The organism is Streptomyces sp. SID10853, assembly GCF_010548145.1.
In the GTDB taxonomy this organism is placed as follows: domain Bacteria; phylum Actinomycetota; class Actinomycetes; order Streptomycetales; family Streptomycetaceae; genus Streptomyces.
Window position 1 is genome coordinate 1 of the sequence record NZ_JAAGLN010000051.1, and the last position, 24704, is coordinate 24704.

General features: G+C 69.3%; 24 protein-coding genes. 16 read left to right on the forward strand and 8 right to left on the reverse strand.

The genetic code is table 11. The features are described 5' to 3' along the window. The 7 genes from whiA to pgi all read left to right on the forward strand — a co-directional run. The coding region (gene whiA, locus G3I19_RS12990) for a DNA-binding protein WhiA (protein WP_164263387.1) at nucleotides 1–292 on the forward strand (292 nt) is incomplete at its 5' end. A 291-nt stretch (nucleotides 293–583) separates the two neighbouring features. Further along, the gene (gene gap / locus G3I19_RS12995) at nucleotides 584–1588 is read left to right on the forward strand and encodes a type I glyceraldehyde-3-phosphate dehydrogenase (RefSeq protein ID WP_164263389.1); all 1005 of its coding nucleotides are present in this window, start codon (nucleotides 584–586) and stop codon (nucleotides 1586–1588) included. A gap of 108 nt (nucleotides 1589–1696) precedes the next feature. Continuing rightward, nucleotides 1697–2908, forward strand: coding sequence for a phosphoglycerate kinase (locus G3I19_RS13000; protein WP_164263391.1), 1212 nt, complete (start codon nucleotides 1697–1699; stop codon nucleotides 2906–2908). A gap of 8 nt (nucleotides 2909–2916) precedes the next feature. Then, nucleotides 2917–3702, forward strand: coding sequence for a triose-phosphate isomerase (tpiA, locus tag G3I19_RS13005; protein WP_164263393.1), 786 nt, complete (start codon nucleotides 2917–2919; stop codon nucleotides 3700–3702). Between the two features lie 105 nt (nucleotides 3703–3807). Further along, nucleotides 3808–4044: a preprotein translocase subunit SecG gene (gene secG, locus G3I19_RS13010; protein WP_343235085.1), complete on the forward strand. Its 237-nt coding sequence runs from the start codon at nucleotides 3808–3810 to the stop codon at nucleotides 4042–4044. 133 nt (nucleotides 4045–4177) lie between these two features. After that, complete coding sequence (locus tag G3I19_RS13015) at nucleotides 4178–4513, forward strand: RNA polymerase-binding protein RbpA (RefSeq protein ID WP_164263395.1); 336 nt, start codon at nucleotides 4178–4180, stop codon at nucleotides 4511–4513. A gap of 166 nt (nucleotides 4514–4679) precedes the next feature. Next, nucleotides 4680–6335: a glucose-6-phosphate isomerase gene (gene pgi, locus G3I19_RS13020; RefSeq protein WP_164263455.1), complete on the forward strand. Its 1656-nt coding sequence runs from the start codon at nucleotides 4680–4682 to the stop codon at nucleotides 6333–6335. 74 nt (nucleotides 6336–6409) lie between these two features. Here pgi and pgl read toward each other — a convergent pair whose 3' ends face one another. From pgl to tkt, 5 genes are read right to left on the reverse strand one after another with little or no spacing between them, the layout of a single operon-like run. Further along, nucleotides 6410–7192, reverse strand: a complete 783-nt coding sequence (gene pgl / locus G3I19_RS13025) for a 6-phosphogluconolactonase (RefSeq protein WP_164263397.1) — start codon at nucleotides 7190–7192, stop codon at nucleotides 6410–6412. Beyond that, the gene (gene opcA / locus G3I19_RS13030) at nucleotides 7189–8232 is read right to left on the reverse strand and encodes a glucose-6-phosphate dehydrogenase assembly protein OpcA (RefSeq protein WP_164263399.1); all 1044 of its coding nucleotides are present in this window, start codon (nucleotides 8230–8232) and stop codon (nucleotides 7189–7191) included. The genes pgl and opcA overlap by 4 nt, the downstream gene beginning before the upstream one ends. Next, nucleotides 8229–9752 carry a glucose-6-phosphate dehydrogenase gene (zwf, locus tag G3I19_RS13035; RefSeq protein WP_164263402.1) on the reverse strand — a complete coding sequence of 508 codons (1524 nt, stop codon included), beginning with the start codon at nucleotides 9750–9752 and terminating at the stop codon, nucleotides 8229–8231. Before zwf ends, opcA begins: the two co-directional genes overlap by 4 nt. Before the next feature lie 4 nt (nucleotides 9753–9756). Then, nucleotides 9757–10875, reverse strand: a complete 1119-nt coding sequence (tal, locus tag G3I19_RS13040) for a transaldolase (protein WP_164263404.1) — start codon at nucleotides 10873–10875, stop codon at nucleotides 9757–9759. Nucleotides 10876–10909: 34 nt separating this feature from the next. Next, nucleotides 10910–12997, reverse strand: coding sequence for a transketolase (gene tkt / locus G3I19_RS13045; RefSeq protein WP_164263406.1), 2088 nt, complete (start codon nucleotides 12995–12997; stop codon nucleotides 10910–10912). Nucleotides 12998–13345: 348 nt separating this feature from the next. On the opposite strand from tkt, the gene G3I19_RS13050 reads away from it, so the two are divergent. The 3 genes from G3I19_RS13050 (at nucleotide 13346) to G3I19_RS13060 (ending at nucleotide 15987) form a co-directional block, all read left to right on the forward strand. Next, complete coding sequence (locus tag G3I19_RS13050; protein ID WP_343235086.1) at nucleotides 13346–14293, forward strand: heme o synthase; 948 nt, start codon at nucleotides 13346–13348, stop codon at nucleotides 14291–14293. A 112-nt stretch (nucleotides 14294–14405) separates the two neighbouring features. After that, complete coding sequence (locus G3I19_RS13055; protein WP_164263410.1) at nucleotides 14406–14777, forward strand: hypothetical protein; 372 nt, start codon at nucleotides 14406–14408, stop codon at nucleotides 14775–14777. 100 nt (nucleotides 14778–14877) lie between these two features. Further along, nucleotides 14878–15987, forward strand: a complete 1110-nt coding sequence (locus G3I19_RS13060) for an amidohydrolase (protein WP_164263412.1) — start codon at nucleotides 14878–14880, stop codon at nucleotides 15985–15987. Here the strand turns inward: G3I19_RS13060 and G3I19_RS13065 are convergent. The 3 genes from G3I19_RS13065 to G3I19_RS13075 are packed head-to-tail and all read right to left on the reverse strand — an operon-like array spanning nucleotide 15984 to nucleotide 18724. Further along, nucleotides 15984–16982 (reverse strand): COX15/CtaA family protein, encoded by a 999-nt coding sequence (locus G3I19_RS13065; protein ID WP_164263414.1) that lies wholly within the window; start codon nucleotides 16980–16982, stop codon nucleotides 15984–15986. The two genes, G3I19_RS13060 and G3I19_RS13065, sit on opposite strands and share 4 nt — an antisense overlap. A 51-nt stretch (nucleotides 16983–17033) precedes the next feature. Then, nucleotides 17034–17801, reverse strand: a complete 768-nt coding sequence (locus tag G3I19_RS13070; RefSeq protein ID WP_164263416.1) for an ABC transporter permease — start codon at nucleotides 17799–17801, stop codon at nucleotides 17034–17036. Next, the gene (locus tag G3I19_RS13075; RefSeq protein ID WP_164263418.1) at nucleotides 17798–18724 is read right to left on the reverse strand and encodes an ABC transporter ATP-binding protein; all 927 of its coding nucleotides are present in this window, start codon (nucleotides 18722–18724) and stop codon (nucleotides 17798–17800) included. Before G3I19_RS13075 ends, G3I19_RS13070 begins: the two co-directional genes overlap by 4 nt. A gap of 165 nt (nucleotides 18725–18889) precedes the next feature. Between G3I19_RS13075 and G3I19_RS13080 the strand changes: the two genes are divergently transcribed. From G3I19_RS13080 to G3I19_RS13105, 6 genes are all read left to right on the forward strand, one after another. Beyond that, complete coding sequence (locus G3I19_RS13080) at nucleotides 18890–19612, forward strand: metalloregulator ArsR/SmtB family transcription factor (RefSeq protein WP_164263420.1); 723 nt, start codon at nucleotides 18890–18892, stop codon at nucleotides 19610–19612. Beyond that, nucleotides 19609–21030, forward strand: a complete 1422-nt coding sequence (sufB, locus tag G3I19_RS13085) for a Fe-S cluster assembly protein SufB (protein WP_164263422.1) — start codon at nucleotides 19609–19611, stop codon at nucleotides 21028–21030. The genes G3I19_RS13080 and sufB overlap by 4 nt, the downstream gene beginning before the upstream one ends. Nucleotides 21031–21099: 69 nt before the next feature. Beyond that, nucleotides 21100–22281: a Fe-S cluster assembly protein SufD gene (sufD, locus tag G3I19_RS13090; protein ID WP_164263424.1), complete on the forward strand. Its 1182-nt coding sequence runs from the start codon at nucleotides 21100–21102 to the stop codon at nucleotides 22279–22281. After that, entirely contained in the window at nucleotides 22281–22601 is a 321-nt protein-coding gene (locus G3I19_RS13095) for a bifunctional 3-phenylpropionate/cinnamic acid dioxygenase ferredoxin subunit (protein ID WP_164263426.1), read from the forward strand. The genes sufD and G3I19_RS13095 overlap by 1 nt, the downstream gene beginning before the upstream one ends. A 7-nt stretch (nucleotides 22602–22608) precedes the next feature. Beyond that, nucleotides 22609–23400, forward strand: a complete 792-nt coding sequence (gene sufC, locus G3I19_RS13100) for a Fe-S cluster assembly ATPase SufC (RefSeq protein ID WP_164263428.1) — start codon at nucleotides 22609–22611, stop codon at nucleotides 23398–23400. Further along, complete coding sequence (locus G3I19_RS13105) at nucleotides 23397–24653, forward strand: cysteine desulfurase (protein WP_164263430.1); 1257 nt, start codon at nucleotides 23397–23399, stop codon at nucleotides 24651–24653. The genes sufC and G3I19_RS13105 overlap by 4 nt, the downstream gene beginning before the upstream one ends. Nucleotides 24654–24704: the final 51 nt, after the last annotated feature.

Sequence of the window (24704 nt, forward strand, 5' to 3'; positions counted from 1 at the left end):
CCGCTCGGCGAGGGCCGCGGTCGCCGCGGGGGCCCGGGTCGGCCGTGCGCTGGAGATCCTCGCCGACGAGGTGCCCGAGCACCTCGCCGCGGCCGGCCGGCTGCGGATGGAGCACAAGCAGGCGTCGCTTGAGGAGCTCGGCGCGCTCGCCGACCCGCCGCTGACCAAGGACGCCGTCGCCGGCCGGATCCGCCGGCTGCTGGCCATGGCCGACAAGCGGGCCCAGGATCTGGGGATTCCGGGTACGGAGTCCACGCTTTCCGAGGAGATGGACGACAGCCTGGTCGGCTGAGCCGCCGAATACAGCTGTTTCCGCTATTCCCGATTCCCGTATTTCGGCATTGTGATCCCGCGGAGAACAACGCGACGCTGCCGGTGCCCATATGGGCACCGGCAGCGTCGTATGAGCCCCGGGGAATGTACTGATGAGTACGGGTGTCGCGTACCGCGGATGAATTTCCTTACGGTCCTGTTCGATATGACCCTGAGGGCTTTCGAGAGGTAGGGTCGGAGGCGGTCGGGGACATCCCATACATCTCGCCGTGGCGTCGAAACCCGGCGTACCAACGAGGAGATCGAGTTCGTGACGATCCGCGTAGGCATCAACGGCTTTGGCCGCATCGGTCGTAACTACTTCCGCGCGCTGCTGGAGCAGGGTGCTGACATCGAGATCGTGGCTGTCAACGACCTGGGTGACACCGCGACCACTGCGCATCTGCTGAAGTACGACACGATTCTGGGCCGTCTCAAGGCCGAGGTCTCTCACACCGCAGACACCATCACCGTCGACGGCCACACCATCAAGGTGCTGTCCGAGCGCAACCCGGCCGAGATCCCCTGGGGTCAGCTGGGCGTCGACATCGTCATCGAGTCGACCGGCTTCTTCACGAAGAAGGCCGACGCCGAGAAGCACATCGCCGGCGGCGCCAAGAAGGTCCTCATCTCGGCTCCGGCCAAGGGTGAGGACATCACCATCGTGATGGGCGTCAACCAGGACAAGTACGACGCGGCCAAGCACCACGTCATCTCCAACGCCTCCTGCACCACCAACTGTGTGGCGCCGATGGCCAAGGTTCTCCTGGAGAACTTCGGCATCGTCAAGGGCATGATGACGACCGTCCACGCGTACACCAACGACCAGCGCATCCTGGACTACCCGCACTCGGACCTGCGCCGCGCCCGCGCCGCCGCCGAGAACATCATTCCGACCACCACGGGTGCCGCCAAGGCCACCGCGCTGGTCATCCCGGAGCTCGAGGGCAAGCTCGACGGCATCGCGATGCGCGTCCCGGTCCCGACCGGCTCCGTGACCGACCTGGTCATCGAGCTGGAGCGCGAGGTCACCAAGGACGAGGTCAACGCCGCGTTCCAGAAGGCGTCCGAGGGCCAGCTCAAGGGGCTCCTCGACTACACCGAGGACCCGATCGTCTCCTCGGACATCGTCAACTGGCCGGCGTCCTGCACCTTCGACTCCTCCCTGACCATGGTCCAGGGCAAGAGCGTCAAGGTCATCGGCTGGTACGACAACGAGTGGGGTTACTCCAACCGCCTCGTCGACCTGACAGTCTTTGTCGGCAACCAGCTCTGATCACGGGCCGGTAGGCGCCTCGATGTGAGCACGGGGCTCGGAACTGCGCGAGGAAGCGCGGTCCGGGCCCCGTGGCCTGTCCAGAACGTCCAAGGAGTCCAGGAACTCATGAAGACCATCGACGAACTTCTCGCCGAAGGGGTCGCGGGCAAGCGGGTATTCGTCCGTGCCGACCTCAATGTGCCGCTCTCCGGCACCACCATCACCGACGACGGCCGGATCCGCGCGGTCCAGCCGACGGTGGCCAAGCTCGCGGAGGCCGGCGCCCGTGTCGTCGTCGCCTCGCACCTGGGCCGCCCGAAGGGCGCCCCGGACCCGGCGTTCTCGCTCGCCCCCGCCGCGGCTCGCCTCGGTGAACTCCTCGGCGCCGACGTCGCGTTCGCCACCGACACGGTCGGCGAATCCGCCAGGGCCACCGTCGCCGGTCTCGCCGACGGCCAGGTCGCCGTCATCGAGAACCTCCGCTTCAACGCCGGCGAGACCTCGAAGGACGACGCCGAGCGCGGCGCCTTCGCCGACCGGCTCGCCGGGCTGGCCGACCTCTACGTCGGAGACGGCTTCGGCGCCGTGCACCGCAAGCACGCCTCGGTCTACGACCTCCCCGCGCGCCTGCCGCACGCCGCCGGCTACCTCATCGCCACCGAGGTCGGCGTCCTCAAGAAGCTGACCTCCGACGTCAAGCGCCCGTACGCGGTGGTGCTCGGCGGCGCCAAGGTCTCCGACAAGCTCGGTGTCATCGACCACCTCCTGGAGCGCGCCGACCGCATCCTCATCGGCGGCGGCATGGCGTACACCTTCCTCAAGGCCCAGGGCCACGAGGTCGGCAGCTCCCTCCTCCAGGAGGACCAGATCCCGGTGGTCCGTGAGTACCTGGAGCGGGCGAAGGCCAAGGGCGTGGAGTTCGTGCTGCCCGTCGATGTCGTGGTCTCCGCGGAGTTCCCCGACCTCAAGGCCAAGGCGCCGACGCACCCCGAGACCGTGCCCGCCGACGCGATCCCGGCCGGGCAGATGGGCCTGGACAACGGCCCCGAGACCAACAAGCTCTACGCATCGAAACTCGCCGACGCGGCCACCGTCTTCTGGAACGGCCCGATGGGCGTCTTCGAGCACCCCGACTACGCCGACGGCACCCGCGCCGTCGCGCAGGCACTCCTCGACAGCCCGGCCTTCACGGTCGTCGGCGGCGGTGACTCCGCCGCCGCGGTCCGCATCCTGGGCTTCGACGAGAACAAGTTCGGACACATCTCGACCGGTGGCGGCGCCAGCCTCGAATACCTCGAGGGCAAGACGCTTCCCGGCCTCGCCGCACTGGAGAACTGACAAACCTCATGACAAATCAGAGCACCCGCACCCCGCTGATGGCGGGCAACTGGAAGATGAACCTCAACCACCTCGAGGCCATCGCCCACGTCCAGAAGCTCTCCTTCGCCCTCGCCGACAAGGACTACGACGCCGTCGAGGTGGCGGTCCTGCCGCCCTTCGTGGACCTGCGCTCCGTCCAGACCCTCGTCGACGGCGACAAGCTGAAGATCAAGTACGGCGCCCAGGACATCTCGGCGCACGACTCCGGCGCGTACACCGGCGAGGTCTCCGGGCCGATGCTGGCCAAGCTGAAGTGCGCCTATGTGGCCGTCGGGCACAGCGAGCGCCGCCAGTACCACGCCGAGACCGACGAGGTCTGCAACGCCAAGGTCAAGGCCGCCTACCGGCACGGCATCACCCCGATCCTCTGCGTCGGCGAGGGCCTGGACATCCGCAAGGCCGGCCAGCAGGTCGAGTACACGCTCAAGCAGCTCGACGGCGGCCTCAAGGACATCCCTGCCGACGACGCCGAGTCGGTCGTGATCGCGTACGAGCCGGTCTGGGCGATCGGCACCGGCGAGGTCGCCACCCCCGAGGACGCCCAGGAGGTCTGCGGGGCGATCCGCGGCCGGCTGGCCGAGCTCTACTCGCAGGAGCTGGCCGACAAGGTCCGTATCCAGTACGGCGGCTCGGTCAAGTCCGGGAACGTCGCCGCGATCATGGCCCAGCCCGATGTGGACGGTGCGCTGATCGGCGGCGCCGCCCTCGACGCCGACGAGTTCGTCAAGATCGTCCGCTTCCGCGACCAGTGAGTATGCGCTAGCGCGGATCCGTCGTACCCTTGCGGGGCCGAGACGGCTGGCACCAGCCGTCCGGCCCCGTCGTCCGTTATGAGTTCCGAGGAAGTTGGTCCAGCCGTGATTCTGGGGTTCTCGATCGCCCTGATCGTCTTCAGCCTGCTGCTGATGCTGCTGGTGCTGATGCACAAGGGGAAGGGCGGCGGCCTCTCCGACATGTTCGGTGGCGGCATGCAGTCGTCCGTCGGCGGCTCCTCGGTCGCCGAGCGCAACCTCGACCGCATCACCGTGGTGCTCGGCCTCTGCTGGTTCGCCTGCATCGTCGTGCTCGGCCTGCTGATGAAGCTGAAGAACTGACCGTCCGTATCCACGTTCTCGCCGCGTGTCGCCCGCGTTTCCGCGCGGGGGTGTAACTCCAATCACTGGACGCGCGTTGGGCCTTACGTAGACTGGGGCATCTTCGAGCACCATCACGCAGGGAGTTACGACCGTGGCAAGTGGCAACGCGATCCGGGGAAGCCGGGTCGGAGCGGGGCCGATGGGGGAGGCCGAGCGGGGCGAGTCCGCACCGCGCCTCCGCATCTCCTTCTGGTGCTCGAACGGGCACGAGACACAGCCGAGCTTCGCCCACGACGCGCAGGTCCCGGAGACCTGGGACTGCCCGCGCTGTGGGTTCCCGGCAGGTCAGGACAGCGACAACCCCCCGGACCCACCGCGTACCGAGCCCTACAAGACGCACCTCGCCTATGTGCGCGAGCGGCGCAGCGACGAGGACGGCGAAGCGATCCTCGCCGAGGCCCTGGCGAAGCTCCGGGGCGAGATCTGATTCTGTGAACTTCCGGCCGGAACCCACTCGGGTGCCCGGCCGGACTGCGTAGTGGCCGCTGCCCGTGAGCCCGGAGCGCTGGTCGCGGCACTCGCCCGCCGGATCAATTAGGTTGGGTGGAGCGGGGCATGTACGCAGGTACGAGAAGAATGGACTGATGTCCGAGATGAACGCAGCAGGCCGTACCAGGCTCAACCAGATGCCCGAGTGGACCGCTCTGGCCAAGCACCGGGAGCAGCTGGGCGACACGCGTCTCCGGGAGCTGTTCGACAGGGACCCGGAGCGGGGGAGCACCTACACCCTCCGGGCCGGCGATCTGTATCTCGACTACTCCAAGCACCTGGTGACCGGCGAGACGCTGGGCCTGCTCCGTGAGCTGGCCGCCGCTGCCGGGGTGGCCGGGCTGCGCGACGCGATGTTCCGCGGCGAGAAGATCAACACCACCGAGGACCGCGCGGTGCTGCACACCGCGCTCCGCGCCCCGCGCGGCGCCGTCATCGAGGTGGACGGCGAGAACGTGGTGCCCGCCGTGCACGCCGTGCTCGACAAGATGGCCGCCTTCTCGGAGAAGGTCAGGTCGGGGGAGTGGACCGGGCACACCGGCAAGCCCATCAAGAACGTCGTCAACATCGGCATCGGCGGCTCGGACCTGGGCCCGGCGATGGCGTACGAGGCGCTGCGCTCCTTCACCGACCGCGGGCTGACGGTCCGTTTCGTCTCGAACGTCGACGGGGCCGATCTGCACGAGGCCGTAAGGGACTTGGACCCGGCCGAGACGCTCTTCATCATCGCCTCCAAGACCTTCACCACCATCGAGACCATCACCAACGCGACCTCCGCGCGCAATTGGCTGCTGACGCATCTGCGGGCCGGCCAGGAAGCCGTGGCCAAGCACTTCGTGGCGCTGTCGACGAACGCCGAGAAGGTCGAGGACTTCGGTATCGACACGGCCAACATGTTCGAGTTCTGGGACTGGGTCGGCGGCCGGTACTCCTACGACTCGGCGATCGGCCTCTCGCTGATGATCGCGATCGGCCCGGACCGTTTCCGCGAGATGCTCGACGGTTTCCACCTGATCGACGAGCACTTCCGCACCGCGCCGCCCGAGGAGAACATCCCGCTGCTGCTCGGCCTCCTGGGCGTCTGGTACGGCGCGTTCTTCGACGCCCAGTCGCACGCGGTCCTGCCGTACTCGCACTACCTCTCCAAGTTCACGGCGTACCTCCAGCAGCTGGACATGGAGTCCAACGGCAAGTCCGTGGACCGCGAGGGCGTTCCGGTCGACTGGCAGACGGGCCCGGTGGTCTGGGGGACGCCCGGCACCAACGGCCAGCACGCGTACTACCAGCTGCTGCACCAGGGCACCAAGGTCGTCCCGGCGGACTTCATCGGCTTCGCCAGGCCCGTCGATGACCTGACGGCCGGTCTGGCGGCCCAGCACGACCTCCTGATGGCGAACTTCTTCGCCCAGACCCAGGCCCTGGCCTTCGGCAAGACACCCGACGAGGTACGGGCCGAGGGCGTCGCGGAGGAGCTGGTCCCGCACAAGACGTTCCGCGGCAACCACCCGACGTCCACGATCCTCGCCGACACGCTCACCCCGTCCGTCCTGGGGCAGCTGATCGCGCTCTACGAGCACAAGGTCTTCGTCCAGGGCGCCATCTGGAACATCGACTCCTTCGACCAGTGGGGCGTCGAGCTGGGCAAGGTGCTCGCCAAGAAGATCGAGTCGGTCCTGACCGGCGGTAAGGGCGGCGCGGACCTGGACAGCTCCACCGCCACGCTGGTGGACACCTACCGCGCGCTGCGGGCCGAGCAGTAGCGGCACGGGAACGGAAGAGGACCGGCCCGCACTCCCTGCCGGGAGGCGGGCCGGTCCTCTGCGTCGCGGTGCTGTCAGGCGGTGGCCGGCGCGTAGAGCTGCGGCGGCAGATGCGAAGCGGCCGCCGTGTCGAGCAGCCACAGCGTCCTGTTGCGGCCCCTGGCGCCCGCTGCCGGTGCCTGGACCTCTCCGGCCCCGGACAGGGCGAGGGCCGCGGCCCCGGCCTTGTCCTCGCCCGCCGCGAGCAGCCACACCTCGCGCGCGGCCCTGATCGCGGGCAGCGTCAGTGACAGCCGGACGGGCGGCGGCTTGGGCGCGCCGTGCACACCGACGACGGTGCGTACGGACTCCCGTACGGCCGGCAGCTCGGGGAAGAGCGAGGCCACGTGCGCGTCCGGGCCCACCCCCAGCATCAGCACGTCGAACGACGGCACATCGCCGTGGTCCCCGGGGCCCGCCGCGGCGGCCAGCTCCGCCGCGTACGCCGCGGCCGCCGCCTCCACATCGCTGCCGTACGGGCCGTCCGAAGCGGCCATGGCGTGCACCCGCTCGGGGGTCACCCCGACCGAGTCGAGCAGCGCGGCCCGTGCCTGGGTGACGTTCCGCTCGGGGTCGCCCTCCGGCAGGAAGCGCTCGTCGCCCCACCACAGATCGATCCGCGACCAGTCGACGGCGTCCCGGGCGGGCGCCTCGGCGAGGGCCGAGAGCAGCCCGTTGCCGTTGCGCCCGCCCGTCAGGACCACCGAGGCGGAGCCGCGGGCGGCCTGGGCGTCCACGATCTTCGTGATCAGCCGGGCCGCCGTGGTGTGGGCCATCAGCTCCTTGTCCCGGTGGACGGCGAGCTGTGGCGTGCTCACTTCGACGCCGCCTTCTTCGCGGGCGCCTTCTTTCCGGCCGGCGCGGCCTTCCCCGGCTCTTCGGCCGGCTCGTCGGATCCGGCGGCGGACCCGTTCCCGGCCTGCTTCGGCGCCGGGGTGACCAGCCGGTCCACGCCGTACTTCAGCGAGGCCGCGTAGGTGTCGTCCGGGTCCAGCCTGCGCAGCTCCTCGGCGAGCAGCTCCGAGGTCTCCCGGCGCTTGAGGGCCACCGCGCGGTCCGGCTGGCCCTCCATGCAGAGCGTGGCCAGCGAACCGTCGGGACGGTCCAGCACGATCTCGCCGTGGTCCGTCTGCATCCGTACGGCCGTGAGACCGGGGCCGGACGAGACGGAACGGGTCACCGGTACGTCGAGCCGGTCGGCGAGCCACATCGCGAGCAGCTCACAGCTCGGATTGAACTCCTCGCCCTCCACCTCGGCGCCCTTGACCCGGCTCGGCACCTGGTCCAGAGCCGCGGCGAGCATCGAACGCCAGGGGGTGATGCGCGACCAGGACAGGTCCGTGTCGCCCGGTGTGTAGGCGGCGGCCCTGCCGGTCAGCTCGGCGATCGGCTGCTCGGCCGCGTAGGAGTCGGTGACCCGGCGCTGGCCCAGTGCGCCCAGCGGGTCCTTCGCGGGGTCGAGCGGCGCGTTCACCGGCCACCAGACCACCACGGGGGCGTCCGGCAGCAGCAGCGGCAGCACCACCGACTGGGCGTGGTGCAGCACCTCGCCGTACATCCGCAGGACGACGGTCTCACCGCTGCCCGCGTCCGTGCCGACCCGGATCTCCGCGTCGAGCCGGGCCGTGGCCCGGTCGCGCGGGGAGCGGGAGACCCGCTTGACGACCACGAGGGTGCGCGAGGGGTGCTCGCGCGACGCTTCGTTGGCCGCCTTGAGCGCGTCGTAGGCGTTCTCCTCGTCGGTCACGATGACGAGCGTCAGCACCATGCCGACGGCGGGGGTGCCGACGGCGCGGCGCCCCTCCACCAGTGCCTTGTTGACCTTGCTGGCCGTGGTTTCCGTCAGATCGATTTTCATGGCCGACGCCAGCTCCGTCCTTCTCGTGCGAGCATTTCGTCCGCCTCGGCCGGTCCCCAGGTGCCCGACTCGTACTGCGCGGGCTTTCCGTGGGTGTCCCAGTACTCCTCGATCGGGTCGAGGATCCGCCAGGACTGCTCGACCTCCTCCAGGCGCGGGAAGAGGTTCGAGTCGCCGAGCAGTACATCGAGGATGAGCCGCTCGTACGCCTCGGGGCTGGACTCGGTGAAGGACTCGCCGTACGCGAAGTCCATCGACACGTCCCGGATCTCCATCGAGGTGCCGGGCACCTTGGAGCCGAACCGCATGGTGATGCCCTCGTCGGGCTGGACGCGGATGACGATCGCGTTCTGGCCCAGCTCCTCCGTCGCCGTGTGGTCGAACGGGGAGTGCGGGGCGCGCTGGAAGACCACCGCGATCTCGGTGACACGGCGGCCCAGGCGCTTGCCGGTGCGCAGGTAGAAGGGGACGCCCGCCCAGCGGCGGTTGTCGATCTCCAGCCGTACGGCGGCGTAGGTGTCGGTCGTCGACTTGGGGTCGATGCCGTCCTCCTGGAGATACCCGACGGCCTGCTCGCCGCCCTGCCAGCCCGCGGCGTACTGGCCGCGCACGGTCTCCTTGCCGAGGTCCTTGGGCAGCCGGACGGCTCCCAGCACCTTGGTCTTCTCGGCCACCAGCGCGTGGGCGTCGAAGGAGGCGGGCTCCTCCATCGCGGTCAGCGCGAGCAGCTGGAGCAGGTGGTTCTGGATGACGTCACGGGCGGCGCCGATGCCGTCGTAGTACCCGGCGCGGCCGCCGATCCCGATGTCCTCGGCCATGGTGATCTGGACATGGTCGACGTACGACCGGTTCCAGATCGGCTCGAAGAGGGTGTTGGCGAAGCGGAGCGCCAGGATGTTCTGGACGGTCTCCTTGCCGAGGTAGTGGTCGATCCGGAAGACCTCGTTCGGCGGGAAGACCTCGTGCACGACCTGGTTGAGCTCCTGTGCGCTCTTCAGGTCGTGGCCGAACGGCTTCTCGATGACCGCACGGCGCCAGGAGCCGTCCTTCTGGTCGGCGAGTCCGTGCTTCTTGAGCTGCTGGACGACCTTGGGGAAGAACTTGGGCGGGACCGACAGGTAGAAGGCGAAGTTGCCTCCGGTGCCCTGCTGCTTGTCCAGCTCCTCGATGGTCGACTTGAGGGTGGCGAACGCGGCGTCGTCGTCGAAGTCGCCCTGGACGAAGCGCATGCCCTGGATGAGCTGCTGCCAGACCTCCTCACGGAACGGTGTCCGCGCGTGCTCCTTGACGGAGTCGTGGACGACCTGGGCGAAGTCCTCGTCCTCCCAGTCGCGGCGCGCGAAGCCGATGAGCGAGAAGCCCGGCGGCAGCAGACCGCGATTGGCCAGGTCGTAGACAGCGGGCATCAGCTTTTTACGGGACAAATCACCCGTGACGCCAAAAATGACCAGGCCCGACGGCCCCGCGATACGCGGGAGCCGTCGGTCCGCAGCGTCACGCAGCGGGTTGCTGCTTGACAAGGTTTCAGCCCTCCGAAGGGGCGAGGCGCTCGAGCTCTGCCTCAGTGGACTTGAGCAGGTCGTTCCAGGAGGTCGCGAACTTCTCGACTCCCTCGTCCTCCAGGACCTGTACGACGTCGTCGTACGAGATCCCGAGCTTCTCCACGGCATCGAGCGCGGCGCGGGCCTGCTCGTAGGTGCCGGAAACGGCGTTGCCGGTGATCTCGCCATGGTCGGCGGTGGCGTCGAGCGTCGCCTCCGGCATGGTGTTCACCGTGTTGGGCGCGACCAGGTCCACGACGTACATCGTGTCGCGGTACGCCGGGTCCTTGACGCCGGTCGACGCCCACAGCGGGCGCTGCTTGTTGGCGTGCGCCTTGTCGAGGGCGGCCCAGCGGTCGGAGGAGAAGACCTCCTCGTACGCCTGGTAGGCGAGGCGCGCGTTGGCGACGGCGGCCTTGCCCTTGAGGGCCTTCGCCTCGTCGGTGCCCAGCGCGTCAAGACGCTTGTCGATCTCGGTGTCCACGCGGGACACGAAGAAGGAGGCGACCGAGTGGATCTTGGAGAGGTCCAGCCCTGCGGCCTTGGCCTTCTCCAGACCCGCCAGGAAGGCGTCCATGACCGCGAGGTAGCGCTCGAGGGAGAAGATCAGCGTGACGTTGACGCTGATGCCCCGGCCGATGGTCTCGGTGATGGCCGGCAGACCGGCCTTGGTCGCCGGGATCTTGATGAGCGTGTTCGGGCGGTCCACCAGCCAGGCGAGCTGCTTGGCCTCGGCGGCGGTGGCCGTGGTGTTGTGGGCGAGACGCGGGTCGACCTCGATCGAGACCCGGCCGTCCTGGCCGTCCGTCGCGTCGAAGACCGGGCGCAGGATGTCGGCGGCGTCGCGGACGTCCGCCGTCGTGATCATGCGTACGGCCTCCTCGACGGTGACCCGCCGGGCCGCGAGGTCGGTGAGCTGCGTGTCGTAGCCGTCGCCCTGCGAGATCGCCTTCTGGAAGATCGACGGGTTGGTGGTGACACCCACCACGTGCTGCTGGTCGATCAGCTCGGCGAGGTTGCCGGACGTGATGCGCTTGCGCGAAAGGTCGTCGAGCCAGATCGCGACGCCTTCGTCGGAGAGGCGCTTGAGTGCGTCTGTCATGGGAATTGCATCTCCTACTAGTCGTATATAAGCGTCAGCGCGCTGCGGCTTCGAGCGATTCCCTGGCGGCGTCGGCCACGGCGTCGGGGGTGAAGCCGAACTCGCGGAAGAGGAGCTTGCCGTCGGCGGAGGCGCCGAAGTGCTCCAGCGACACGATCCGTCCCGCGTCACCCACGAAGCGGTGCCAGGTCAGGCCGATACCGGCCTCGACAGCCACCCGCGCCCTGACGGACGGCGGGAGCACCGAGTCGCGGTACGCCTGGTCCTGCTCATCGAACCACTCGACGCACGGCATCGAGACGACCCGGGTCGGCACACCCGCGGCCTGGAGCTGCTCACGCGCGTCCACGGCCAGCTGCACCTCGGACCCGGTGCCGATCAGGATGACCTCGGGCGCGCCGCCCTCGGCGTCGAACAGGACGTAGCCGCCCTTGGCGACGCCCTCGTTCGCCTCGTACACCGGCACACCCTGGCGGGTGAGCGCGAAGCCGTGCGGGGCTCCCTTGCCGAACACCTTGGTGTAGCGCTGGAGGACCTCGCGCCAGGCGATGACCGTCTCGTTGGCGTCCGCCGGGCGGATCAGGTTCAGACCCGGGATGGCGCGCAGGGCGGCCAGGTGCTCCACCGGCTGGTGGGTCGGGCCGTCCTCGCCGACGCCGACCGAGTCGTGCGTCCACACATAGGTGACCGGCAGGTGCATCAGCGCGGAGAGGCGGACGGCGTTGCGCATGTAGTCGGAGAACACCAGGAAGGTGCCGCCGTAGATGCGGGTGTTGCCGTGCAGCGCGATGCCGTTCATCTCCGCGGCCATGGCGTGCTCGCGGATCCCGAAGTGGACCGTGCGGCCGTACGGATCGGCGCCCGGCAGCGGGTTGCCGTCGGGCAGGAACGACGACGTCTTGTCGATCGTCGTGTTGTTGGACCCGGCGAGGTCGGCCGAGCCGCCCCACAGCTCGGGGATGGCACCGCCCAGCGCTTCGAGCACCTTGCCGGAGGCGGCGCGGGTGGCGATGGAAGTGCCGGCCTCGAACGCCGGGAGCTCCTTCGTCCAGCCCTCGGGCAGCTCGCCGGCCCTGACCCGGTCGAACCGGGCCGCGTGCTCCGGGTTGGCGGTGCGCCAGGCCGCGAAGCCCTTCTCCCAGACCGCCTTGGCCTCACGGCCGCGGTCCAGCAGGGCGCGGGTGTGCGTCAGGACCTCGTCCGGCACGTCGAAGGACTTCTCCGGGTCGAAGCCCAGGATCTTCTTGGTCGCGGCGACCTCTTCGTCGCCGAGGGCCGAGCCGTGCGCGGCACCGGTGTTCTGGGCGTGCGGGGCGGGCCAGGCGATGATCGAGCGCATCGCGATGAACGACGGGCGCCCGGTCTCGGCCTTGGCGGCCTGGAGCGCCGCGTAGAGAGCGGCCGGGTCGAGGTCGCCGTTCTCCTTCGGCGCCACACGCTGGACGTGCCAGCCGTACGCCTCGTAGCGCGCGCAGGTGTCCTCGGACACCGCGGTCTCGGTGTCGCCCTCGATCGAGATGTGGTTGTCGTCCCACAGCAGTACGAGGTTGCCGAGCTTCTGGTGGCCGGCGAGCGACGACGCCTCGGAGGAGATGCCCTCCTGGAGGCAGCCGTCGCCGGCGATGGCGTAGATGAAGTGGTCGAACGGGGAGGTGCCGGGGGCCGCCTCCGGGTCGAAGAGGCCGCGCTCGTAGCGGGCGGCCATGGCCATGCCCACGGCGTTGGCGACACCCTGGCCCAGCGGGCCCGTGGTGGTCTCCACACCGGCGGTGTGCCCGTACTCCGGGTGGCCCGGGGTCTTCGAGCCCCAGGTGCGGAACGACTCCAGGTCCGCCAGCTCCAGACCGAATCCGGCCAGGTAGAGCTGGGTGTAGAGGGTCAGCGAGGAGTGGCCGGCCGAGAGGACGAACCGGTCACGGCCGGTCCAGTCGGGGTCCGCCGGGTCGTGCCGCATCACCTTCTGGAAGAGGGTGTACGCGGCCGGGGCCAGGCTCATGGCCGTACCGGGATGGCCGTTGCCGACCTTCTGTACGGCGTCCGCGGCCAGCACGCGGGCGGTGTCGACGGCCCGCTGGTCCAATTCGGTCCACGCGAGTTCAGTGGTGGTCGGCTTGGTACTCACCCTGGGTCAGGGCTCCTCTCCACATATGTGATCCCGGTGACGTTCGGTGTACCGGGCGTTGTCGAGCCTACCCCCGCCGCAACGCCCGTCTTTTCGAGTTCCCGCCGGTGGCAGACAGACACTTCCCAGGGTGCGGTCGCGGCCGCCGATCCGCCCGTCGAAGAGCGCGCCTCCGCTCGTAAGAGCCCCCCTTTCGTCCCGGAACCGGCCCCGAACCACAGGCCCAACACGACCCCACCCCCGGGGATGGCGACGTAGGGGCAACGTCTAGAGTGGCGTGGTACGCGCAAGTCTTTACCGGCTCTTCACGGCCGGAACTTGCTGGGAATTTCTCTGTCAGGGGTGTACGTGACGGCCGTCGAGTCCCGACCCGCAGGGGTCGTCCTGACTCCCAGCCCGGGGGCCCATCGGCCGTTCGGGGCCAGGGTCAAGGGTTTTGTGGCGCTGACCAAGCCGCGGATCATCGAACTGCTGCTGATCACCACTGTCCCGGTGATGTTCCTGGCCAAGCAGGGCGTGCCCAATCTCTGGCTGGTCCTGGCGACCTGCCTCGGCGGTTATCTCTCCGCCGGCGGTGCCAACGCCTTCAACATGTACATCGACCGCGACATCGACGCGGTGATGGACCGCACCTCGCAGCGTCCGCTGGTCACCGGCATGGTCTCGCCCCGTGAGTGCCTGGTCTTCGCCTTCGCCCTGGCCGCGGTCTCCACGCTCTGGTTCGGGCTGCTCGTCAACTGGCTCTCGGCGGCGCTCTCGCTGGGCGCGCTCCTCTTCTACGTCGTCGTCTACACGATGATCCTCAAGCGCCGGACCTCGCAGAACATCGTCTGGGGCGGCATCGCGGGCTGTATGCCGGTGCTCATCGGCTGGTCGTCGGTCACGGACTCCATGTCGTGGGCCCCGGTCATCCTCTTCCTGGTGATGTTCTTCTGGACGCCGCCGCACTACTGGCCGCTGTCGATGCGGGTCAAGGACGACTACGCCCGCGTCGGGGTCCCGATGCTGCCGGTCATCGCGACCAACCAGGTCGTGGCCAAGCAGATCGTCATCTACAGCTGGGCGATGGTGGTGGTCTCGCTGCTGCTGACCCCGCTCGGCTACACGGGCTGGTTCTACACGGTGGTGGCCGTGCTCGCCGGTGCCTTCTGGCTGCGGGAGGCGCACGCGCTGCGCGGCCGCGCCAAGAACGGCGTGACGGGCGCGAAGCTCAAGGAGATGCGGCTCTTCCACTGGTCCATCACCTATGTGTCGCTGCTCTTCGTGGCGGTCGCGGTGGACCCCTTCCTGCGGTAGCTCTTCTGCTCCTCCTGCTCCTCCTGTTTCTTCCCGCGACGGGCGGGTGCAGTGGTTCACGCCACTGCACCCGCCCGTCGCGTATGCGGCTACCCGCTAGTAGCATGCGGCCATGGCAGACACGCAGGTTGACGAGAAGCGGGACGCCGCGGCCGACCGCAAGGCGGCCGGGCTCGCCCGGCAGACGGCCAGGCTCGCCGGACGGATCCAGGCATTCGGCCGGGAGCACGGCGGTGCCGAGGCACAGCTCGCGTACATCGGTGAGCGCGGGGCCCGCATCGTGCTGGTGGGCGAGGACGGCGGCTGGGGAGATCTGGTGGCACCGTCGTACGCCATGGCGCAGAGCGCGGCCGAGCAGGCGGGGGTCACCGTCCACGAGTCCTTCGACGGTGATCTCGCGGCCAAGGTCCGCACCGGCCCGTACGAATGGAAGCGGATGGCCGGCATCCAGCTCGGCGGCTCCCGGGCCGGCGCCGGCGGCTGAGGGCGCCCCCTCGACGCACGTCCGCAACGTCCGAGGGCAACACCTGGGGGCGGGTTTCCCCGTTAAGGCTTGAGGACAACAGCCCGAAGCGGAGGCCCGGATGATCGAGACACCCAGCCTGGTGGACCAGTCCTGCCACGGCGTGCTCCGCACCGAGCTCGGTCTCGGGACCTTCGAGGCGCACCTCGGCAGCGCCCCCGGGCCGCCCGCCCCCGGCACCACCTTCTTCGACACCCAGACCGGCTTCGCGGTGCGCCGCTGGTGCCCGCCGCTGCTGGGGCTCGAACCGCACTGCGCCCCCGCGCACTACCTCGCCAGGCGCCGGGAGCTCGGCGTCCTCGAAGTGGACAGACGGCTGCTGCGCTCCAGCGGTATCAGTACCTATCTGGTGGACACCGGGCTGCCGGGCGACCTCACAGGACCGGCCGAGATCGCGGCGGCCGCAGGCGCCGACGCCCATGAGATCGTCCGGCTCGAACCCCTCGCCGAGCAGGTCGCGGACACCTCGGGCACCGTCGACTCCTTCCTGGCGAACGTGGCCGAGGCGGTGCACGGAGCGGCCGGATCCGCCGTGGCCTTCAGCTCGGTGGCCTCGTTACGGCACGGGCTCGCGCTCCCGCCCGACCCGCCGGGCGCCGGTGAGGTGCGCGGCGCCGCGGGGCGCTGGCTCGCGGACCGCCGGGTCGGCGGCAGCCTCACCGACCCGGTGCTGCTGCGCCATCTGCTGTGGAACGCCGTCGCCTCGGGCCGCCCGCTCCAGCTGCACATCGGGGCGGGCGATCCGCTGCTGCTGACGGACTTCATCTCCGCGGCGACCGGTCTCGGCACCGATCTGGTGCTGCTGAACGGCTCTCCGTACCACCGGCGGGCCGCCCAGCTGGCGAGCGTTCACCCGCATGTGTACGCCGACCTCGGCCCGGCGCTGGCCCACACGGGGACGCGGGCCGCCACGGTGCTCGCGGAGATCCTGGAGCTGGCGCCTTTCGGGAAGGTGCTGTTCTCCAGCGGCGCCCAGGGGCTTCCCGAACTGCATGTGGTGCGGGCGCGGGTGTTCCGGGAGGCGCTGAGCCGGACGCTGGGCGGCTGGGTCGACGACGGCGCCTGGTCCCGTACGGACGCGACACGGGTCGCGGGAATGATCGCGGCCGGCAACGCCCGCCGCGTCTACGGCCTGCCGGAAGGACCGGGCAGCTCCCAGGACAGGTCCTAGACGGCGGTGAGCGCGGGGTCATCCGACTGCGCCGGGATGCCCGCACCGCTCCTGGGCCGCTCGCGGAGCGAGAGCAGCACCCGCAGCACGCCGATCCACACCAGCGTCGCGCCGAACATATGCAGCCCGACCAGGATCTCGGGGGTGTGGGTGAAGTACTGGACGTAGCCGATCACGCCCTGGCCCAGCAGGATCAGGAAGAGGTCACGGGCCCGGTGCAGCGGCCCGACGGGCGCGTCCACCGCCTTCAGCACGAACCACAGCGCAGCGGTCAGTGCCACCACGACCCAGGCGAAGTCGGCGTGCAGCTGCGCGATCATCGACCAGTCGACCGGGATGCGCTCCACCTCGCTGGAGTCGCCCGCGTGCCGGCCCGCTCCCGAGACGACCGTGCCGACCGCGATCAGGGCGCCCGCCGCCACGACGAGCAGCCAGGTCAGCTGGACGACCGCCTTGCCCACCAGGGGGCGTGGTGCCTCGTCGCCCTCGCGGATGCGCTGCCAGGTCAGCACGGCGACCGTGATCAGCGTGGTGGACAGGAGGAAGTGCGCGGCCACGGTGTACGGGTTGAGGCCGACCAGCACCACGATGCCGCCCAGCACCGCATTGCCCATGACGATCCAGAACTGCGCCCAGCCCAACCGGGTCACCGAGCGCCGCCAGGGCTTCGCCGAGCGGGCCGCGATGATCGCCCAGCCGACCGCCGCGCACAGCACGTACGTGAGCATCCGGTTGGAGAACTCGATGGCGCTGTGGAAGCCCATCTCACTGGTCGCCGTCAGGCTCTGGTCGGAGCACTTGGGCCAGGTCGGGCAGCCGAGCCCGGAACTGGTCAGCCGCACCGCGCCGCCGGTGACGACGATGACGACCGACATCACCACGGCGGAGAGCGCCGCACGCCGGACGGTCCTGTCCTGCGGAGTCCAGTGGTCGGCGATGAAGGCGAGCGGGTTGCGCACGGCGCGAACGGCTTCGGCGCGGGTCAGTTTCGGCACGGAGTCATCGTAGGCCGGGCGCTTGTGCGTACTTTCACGAGGGGGCGCTTTCTACTCCCATCGGAAGTACCGGGCGGCCGCGCCCAGTCCGAGCACCGCCCACACCGCGACGATCCCCAGATCGCCCCACGGCATCGATGCGCCGTGCTGCAGGACGTCCCGCAGGCCGTCGGAGAGCGCCGAGACCGGCAGCAGTTCCAGTACGGACCTGACGCCGCCGGGGAACTTGTCCATCGGGACGATCACCCCGCCGCCGACCAGCAGCAGCAGGAAGACCAGATTGGCCGCGGCCAGCGTGGCCTCGGCCTTGAGCGTGCCCGCCATCAGCAGCCCGAGGCCCGAGAACGCTGCCGTCCCGAGGACGAGCAGCAGCAGCACGGCGAACGGGTTGCCGTGCGGCGACCAGCCGAGCAGCAGCGCGATCACGGTCAGCAGGACGACCTGGAGGACCTCGGTGACGATCACCGACAGCGTCTTGGACGTCATCAGCGCCCAGCGGGGGAGCGGGGACGCGCCGAGCCGCTTGAGCACCCCGTACCGGCGCTCGAAGCCGGTCGCGATGGCCTGTCCCGTGAAGGCCGTGGACATCACGGCGAGCGCCAGGACGCCCGGCGCCAGGAAGTCGACCGACTTGCCCGCGCCGGTGTCGACGATGTCGACGGCGGAGAAGAGGACCAGCAGCAGCGACGGGATGATCACGGTCAGCAGCAGCTGTTCACCGTTGCGCAGCAGCATCTTCGTCTCGAAGGCGGTCTGCGCGGCGATCATGCGGGACAGCGGGGCCGCGCCCGGCCGGGGGGTGTACGTACCGGCGCTCATGCGCGCAGCTCCTTGCCGGTCAGTTCCAGGAAGACGTCTTCGAGGGTGTGGCGCTCGACCGAGATGCGGTCCGGCATCACCCCGTGCTGGGCGCACCAGGAGGTGACGGTGGCGAGCAGCTGGGGGTCGACGGTACCGGTGATCCGGTAGCTGCCCGGGGTCAGCTCGGCGGCGGACGAGCCGTCCGGGAGCGCCTTCAGCAGTGAGCCGGTGTCGAGTCCCGGGCGGCCGCCGAAGCGCAGGGTGTTCTCGGCGCCGCCGCGGCAGAGCTCCTCGGGGGTGCCGTGCACGACGGCGCGGCCTGAGTCGAAGATCGCCACCTCGTCGGCGAGCTGCTCTGCCTCGTCCATGAAGTGCGTGGTGAGTACCGTCGTCACCCCGTCCGCGCGCAGCTCCCGCACGAGGTCCCAGGTGGATCTGCGGGCCTGCGGGTCGAGGCCGGCGGTCGGCTCGTCGAGGAAGACCAGTTCGGGGCGGCCCACGACGGCCATCGCGAGGGAGAGCCGCTGCTGCTGGCCCCCGGAGAGCCTGCGGTACGTCGTACGGCCGCAGCTCTCCAGGCCGAGCCGCTCGGTCAGCGCGTCCACGTCGAGCGGGTGTGCGTGCAGTTTCGCCATGTGGCGGAGCATCTCGTCGGCGCGGGCACCGGAGTAGACGCCGCCGGACTGGAGCATCACCCCGATCCGGGGGCGCAGCCGCGCCGCGTCGGCCACCGGGTCGAGGCCCAGGACCCGGACCGTGCCGGCGTCGGCGCGGCGGTAGCCCTCGCAGGTCTCCACGGTGGTGGTCTTGCCTGCGCCGTTGGGCCCGAGTACGGCGGTGACGGTGCCCGCGCCGACCGTGAGGTCCAGGCCGTCCACAGCGGTCTTGGCGCCGTACCGCTTGACGAGGCCGCGGACCTCAACGGCGGGATCTGTACTCATACGGGGGAGTCTACGAAGCCCGCGGCGGGCGGATCGTACAGGGGCCGGAGCCCTTGGGGGAACAGGCATCCAGCACTGTTTAGGTTACCCTAAGTGACCGAGGACACCGCCGGAGTCCGCGATCTTTACTTGTCGCGGGCCGGTGAATTACGCAACAATGACGTTGTGAAAAACGTCGGCGAGGCTCCACAGGAGGAACTCGCGACCGGTGAGCGGTCCACCCGCAACCGGGTCGCGCGCTCCATCCTGGACCACGGCCCGTCCACCGTCACCGAACTCGCGGGGCGCCTCGGGCTCACCGCCGCGGCGGTCCGCCGCCATCTCGACGCCCTGGTCACCGACGATGTGGTCGCCGCCCGCGAACAGCGGGTGTACGGCGCCAGGACCCGGGGCCGTCCCGCCAAGGTCTTCGCGCTCACCGACTGTGGGCGCGATGCCTTCGACCAGTCCTACGACCAGCTCGCCGCCGACGCGCTGCGGTGGATCGCCCAGCGCTCCGGCGACGAGGCCGTCATGGAGTTCGCCCGTGACCGGCTCGCCCCGCGCGCCGAGGTGTACCGCGAGGCCATGGAGGCCGCGGGACCCGAGAGCCGCGCCGAGGCTCTGGCCAAGGCGTTGACCGCCGACGGGTACGCTGCTACGGCGCGAAGCGCCCCGGTCGGCGAGCAGCTCTGCCAGCACCACTGCCCGGTGGCCCATGTCGCCGAACAGTTCCCGCAGCTCTGCGAGGCGGAGACCGAGGTCTTCTCCCGTCTGCTCGGGACCCATGTGCAGCGTCTGGCCACCATCGCCCACGGCGACGGTGTGTGCACGACGTTCATTCCCAAGACCGCCCATCAGACCACCGATTCAGCATCCGCCAGCACGGCCGGGAGGAACCCCGCATGACTCTCCCCACGGAGACTGCCCACCCCGAACTCGAGGGCCTGGGTACGTACGAATTCGGCTGGGCCGACTCCGACGTGGCAGGCGCCGCGGCCAAGCGCGGCCTGTCCGAAGCTGTCGTCCGCGACATCTCGGCGAAGAAGAACGAGCCCGAGTGGATGCTGAAGCTGCGTCTCAAGGGCCTCAAGCTCTTCGGCAAGAAGCCCATGCCGAGCTGGGGCTCGGACCTGTCGGGCATCGACTTCGAGAACATCAAGTACTTCGTGCGGTCCACCGAGAAGCAGGCGGAGTCCTGGGAGGACCTGCCGGAGGACATCAAGAAGACGTACGACAAGCTCGGTATCCCGGAGGCGGAGAAGCAGCGCCTCGTCGCGGGTGTCGCCGCCCAGTACGAGTCCGAGGTCGTGTACCACCAGATCAACGAGGAGCTGGAGGCGCAGGGTGTCATCTTCATGGACACCGACACCGCGCTGAAGGAGCACCCGGAGCTCTTCCAGGAGTACTTCGGCACCGTCATCCCGGTCGGCGACAACAAGTTCGCCTCGCTGAACTCGGCCGTGTGGTCCGGCGGTTCCTTCATCTACGTGCCGAAGGGCGTGCACGTCGAGATCCCGCTCCAGGCCTACTTCCGTATCAACACGGAGAACATGGGCCAGTTCGAGCGGACGCTGATCATCGTCGACGAGGACGCCTACGTCCACTACGTCGAGGGCTGCACCGCCCCGATCTACTCCTCCGACTCGCTGCACAGCGCCGTCGTCGAGATCATCGTGAAGAAGGGCGGCCGCTGCCGCTACACGACGATCCAGAACTGGTCGAACAACGTCTACAACCTCGTCACCAAGCGTGCCGTGGCGTACGAGGGCGCGACCATGGAGTGGGTCGACGGCAACATCGGCTCCAAGGTGACCATGAAGTACCCGGCCGTCTACCTGATGGGCGAGCACGCCAAGGGCGAGACGCTGTCGATCGCCTTCGCGGGCGAGGGCCAGCACCAGGACGCCGGCGCCAAGATGGTCCACATGGCCCCGAACACCTCATCCAACATCGTCTCCAAGTCGGTGGCGCGAGGCGGCGGCCGCACCTCCTACCGCGGTCTGATCGAGATCGGCGAGGGCGCGGAGGGCTCCAAGTCCAACGTCCTCTGTGACGCGCTGCTCGTCGACACGGTCTCCCGCTCGGACACCTATCCCTATGTGGACGTCCGTGAGGACGACGTGTCCATGGGCCACGAGGCGACCGTCTCCAAGGTCTCCGACGACCAGCTCTTCTACCTGATGAGCCGCGGTATGACGGAGTTCGAGGCGATGGCGATGATCGTGCGCGGTTTCGTCGAGCCGATCGCCAAGGAGCTCCCCATGGAGTACGCCCTGGAGCTCAACCGGCTGATCGAGCTGCAGATGGAGGGATCGGTCGGCTAGCAGCCGCCCGTCCCGCCCGATCCGTCGCCAGACCCACGTATTCATCAGAAAGCGAGCACGACGACAGCCATGGCTGAGGCTCAGAATCTTCCGGCAGGATCCACCACCGCCGGGTCCATCGCGGTGGCTGCCGAGTCCACCGTCGCCACCCGCATGAGTGCACCGCCCTCCTTCGACGTGGCGGACTTCCCGGTCCCCCACGGGCGTGAGGAGGAGTGGCGGTTCACTCCGCTGGAGCGGCTCAGGGGCCTGCACGACGGCACCGCCGTCGCGACCGGCTCCGGCGTCGAGGTCGAGGTCTCCGCCCCCGATGGCGTCCACATCGAGACCGTCGGCCGTGACGACGCCCGCATCGGCCGGGCCGGCACCCCGGTGGACCGCGTCGCCGCCCAGGCGTACTCCTCCTTCGAGAAGGCGTCGGTCGTCTCGGTGCCCAAGGAGACCGTGCTCAGCGAGCCGATCCGGATCGCCGTGCGCGGCACCGGCGGCATCGCCTACGGCCACCAGGTCATCGAGCTCGGCGCCTTCGCCGAGGCCCTCGTGGTCATCGACCACACCGGTGACGCGGTGCTCGCCGCCAACGTCGACTACATCCTGGGTGACGGCGCCAAGCTGACCGTCGTCTCCGTCCAGGACTGGGAGCCCGGCGCCGTCCACGTGGCGCAGCACAACGCGCTGGTGGGCAGGGACGCCTCGCTCAAGTCGGTCGTGGTCACCTTCGGCGGCGACGTCGTACGCCTCCACCCGCGCGTGCAGTACGCGGGTCCCGGCGGCGAGGCAGAGCTCCTCGGGCTCTACTTCACCGACCACGGCCAGCACCAGGAGCACCGCCTCTTCGTCGACCACAACGCGCCGCACTGCCGGTCGAACGTGGCCTACAAGGGCGCGCTCCAGGGCCAGGACGCGCACGCGGTCTGGATCGGCGACGTCCTGATCAGGGCCGCAGCCGAGGGCACCGACTCGTACGAGCTGAACCGCAACCTCGTCCTCACCGACGGCGCGCGGGTCGACTCGGTCCCGAATCTGGAGATCGAGACCGGCGAGATCGCCGGCGCCGGCCACGCGTCGGCCACCGGCCGCTTCGACGACTCGCAGCTCTTCTATCTGCAGTCGCGCGGCATCCCGGAGGGCGAGGCCCGCCGGCTGGTGGTCCGTGGCTTCTTCGCCGAACTGGTCCAGCAGATCGGTCTGCCGGACGTCGAGGAGCGCCTGCTCGACAAGATCGACGCCGAGCTGCAGGCAGCCGTCTGATGGCCGCCTTCGTCAGGGCCTGTGCGCTGAGCGAGCTGGAGGACGACACCCCGAAGCGGGTGGAGATCGACGGCACGCCGGTGTCCGTGGTCCGTACGGAAGGGGAGGTGTTCGCGATCAACGACATCTGCTCGCACGCGAACGTCTCCCTCTCCGAGGGCGAGGTCGAGAACTGCACCATCGAGTGCTGGCTGCACGGTTCCAGTTTCGACCTCCGTACCGGCAAGCCGTCCGGCCTTCCCGCGACGCGCCCCGTCCCCGTTTACCCCGTAAAGATCGAAGGGGACGATGTGCTCGTCTCCGTATCCCAGGAGTCCTGAGTCACCCATGGCAACGCTTGAAATCCGCGACCTGCACGTCTCCGTCGAAACCGAGAACGGTACGAAGGAGATCCTCAAGGGCGTCGACCTGACCGTGAAGCAGGGCGAGACCCACGCCATCATGGGCCCGAACGGCTCCGGCAAGTCGACGCTGGCGTACTCCCTCGCGGGGCACCCCAAGTACACGATCACCAGCGGCACCGTCACCCTCGACGGTGAGGACGTGCTGGAGATGACCGTCGACGAGCGGGCCCGCGCCGGTGTGTTCCTCGCCATGCAGTACCCGGTCGAGGTCCCCGGCGTCTCCGTCTCCAACTTCCTGCGTACGTCGGCCACCGCCATCCGTGGCGAGGCGCCGAAGCTCCGTACCTGGGTGAAGGAGGTCAAGACGGCCATGGAGACCCTCCAGATGGACCCGGCCTTCGCCGAGCGCAACGTCAACGAGGGCTTCTCCGGCGGTGAGAAGAAGCGCCACGAGATCCTCCAGCTGGAGCTGCTCAAGCCGAAGATCGCGATCCTCGACGAGACGGACTCCGGTCTGGACGTCGACGCGCTGCGCCAGGTCTCCGACGGCGTCAACCGCGTCCGTGAGGGCGGCGAGGTCGGCACCCTGCTGATCACCCACTACACGCGCATCCTGCGCTACATCAAGCCCGACTTCGTGCACGTCTTCGCGAACGGCAGGATCGCCGAGTCCGGCGGCCCCGAGCTCGCCGACAAGCTGGAGAACGAGGGCTACGAGGCATACACGAAGGTTGCCCCCGTGAGCGGAGCGAACCCGGAGGAGGACGTCGCGTGACACAGCTGCCGGGCCTCCTGGACACCGACGCGATCCGCAAGGACTTCCCCCTGCTGGATCGTGTGGTCCACGACGGGAAGAAGATCGTTTACCTGGACAACGCGGCGACCTCGCAGAAGCCGCGCCAGGTACTCGACGCGCTGAACGAGTACTACGAGCAGCACAACGCCAACGTCCACCGCGGCGTGCACGTGCTCGCCGAGGAGGCCACGGCGCTGTACGAGGGCGCCCGCGACAAGGTCGCCGCCTTCATCAACGCGCCCAGCCGCGACGAGGTCATCTTCACCAAGAACGCCTCCGAGTCGCTCAACCTCGTGGCCAACATGCTCGGCTGGGCCGATGAGCCCTACCGCGTCGACCACGAGACCGAGATCGTCATCACGGAGATGGAGCACCACTCCAACATCGTGCCGTGGCAGCTGCTCTCGCAGCGCACCGGCGCGAAGCTGAAGTGGTTCGGCCTCACCGACGACGGCCGGCTCGACCTGTCCAACGTCGACGAGATCATCACCGAGAAGACGAAGATCGTCTCCTTCACGCTGGTCTCCAACCTGATGGGCACGGTCAACCCGGTCGAGACGATCATCCGGCGCGCCCAGGAGGTCGGTGCGCTGGTCTGCATCGACGCCTCCCAGGCCGCACCGCACATGGTGCTCGACGTACAGGCGCTGCAGGCCGACTTCGTGGCCTTCACCGGCCACAAGATGGTCGGCCCGACCGGGATCGGCGTCCTCTGGGGCCGTCAGGAGCTCCTGGAGGACCTCCCGCCGTTCCTCGGCGGCGGCGAGATGATCGAGACCGTGTCGATGCACTCGTCGACGTACGCTCCCGCGCCGCACAAGTTCGAGGCGGGTACGCCCCCGATCGCCCAGGCCGTCGGCCTCGGTGCGGCCGTGGACTACCTCTCGGCGATCGGCATGGACAAGATCGCCGAGCATGAGCACGCGCTCACCGAGTACGCGATGAAGCGTCTCGCCGACATCCCGGACCTGCGGTTCATCGGACCGTCCACGGCCCTGGACCGCGGTGCGACGATCTCCTTCACGCTCGGTGACATCCATCCGCACGATGTGGGCCAGGTCCTGGACGAGGAAGGCATCGCGGTCCGGGTCGGCCACCACTGCGCACGGCCGGTCTGCCTGCGGTACGGAATTCCTGCGACCACGCGAGCGTCGTTCTATCTGTACTCCACGCCCGAAGAGGTCGACGCACTGGCCGACGGGCTGGAGCACGTACGGAATTTCTTCGGCTAGGGCCTTTCGTTTGGATCAGGTGGATCAGGCCGGATCATGCCGGGCCGGACA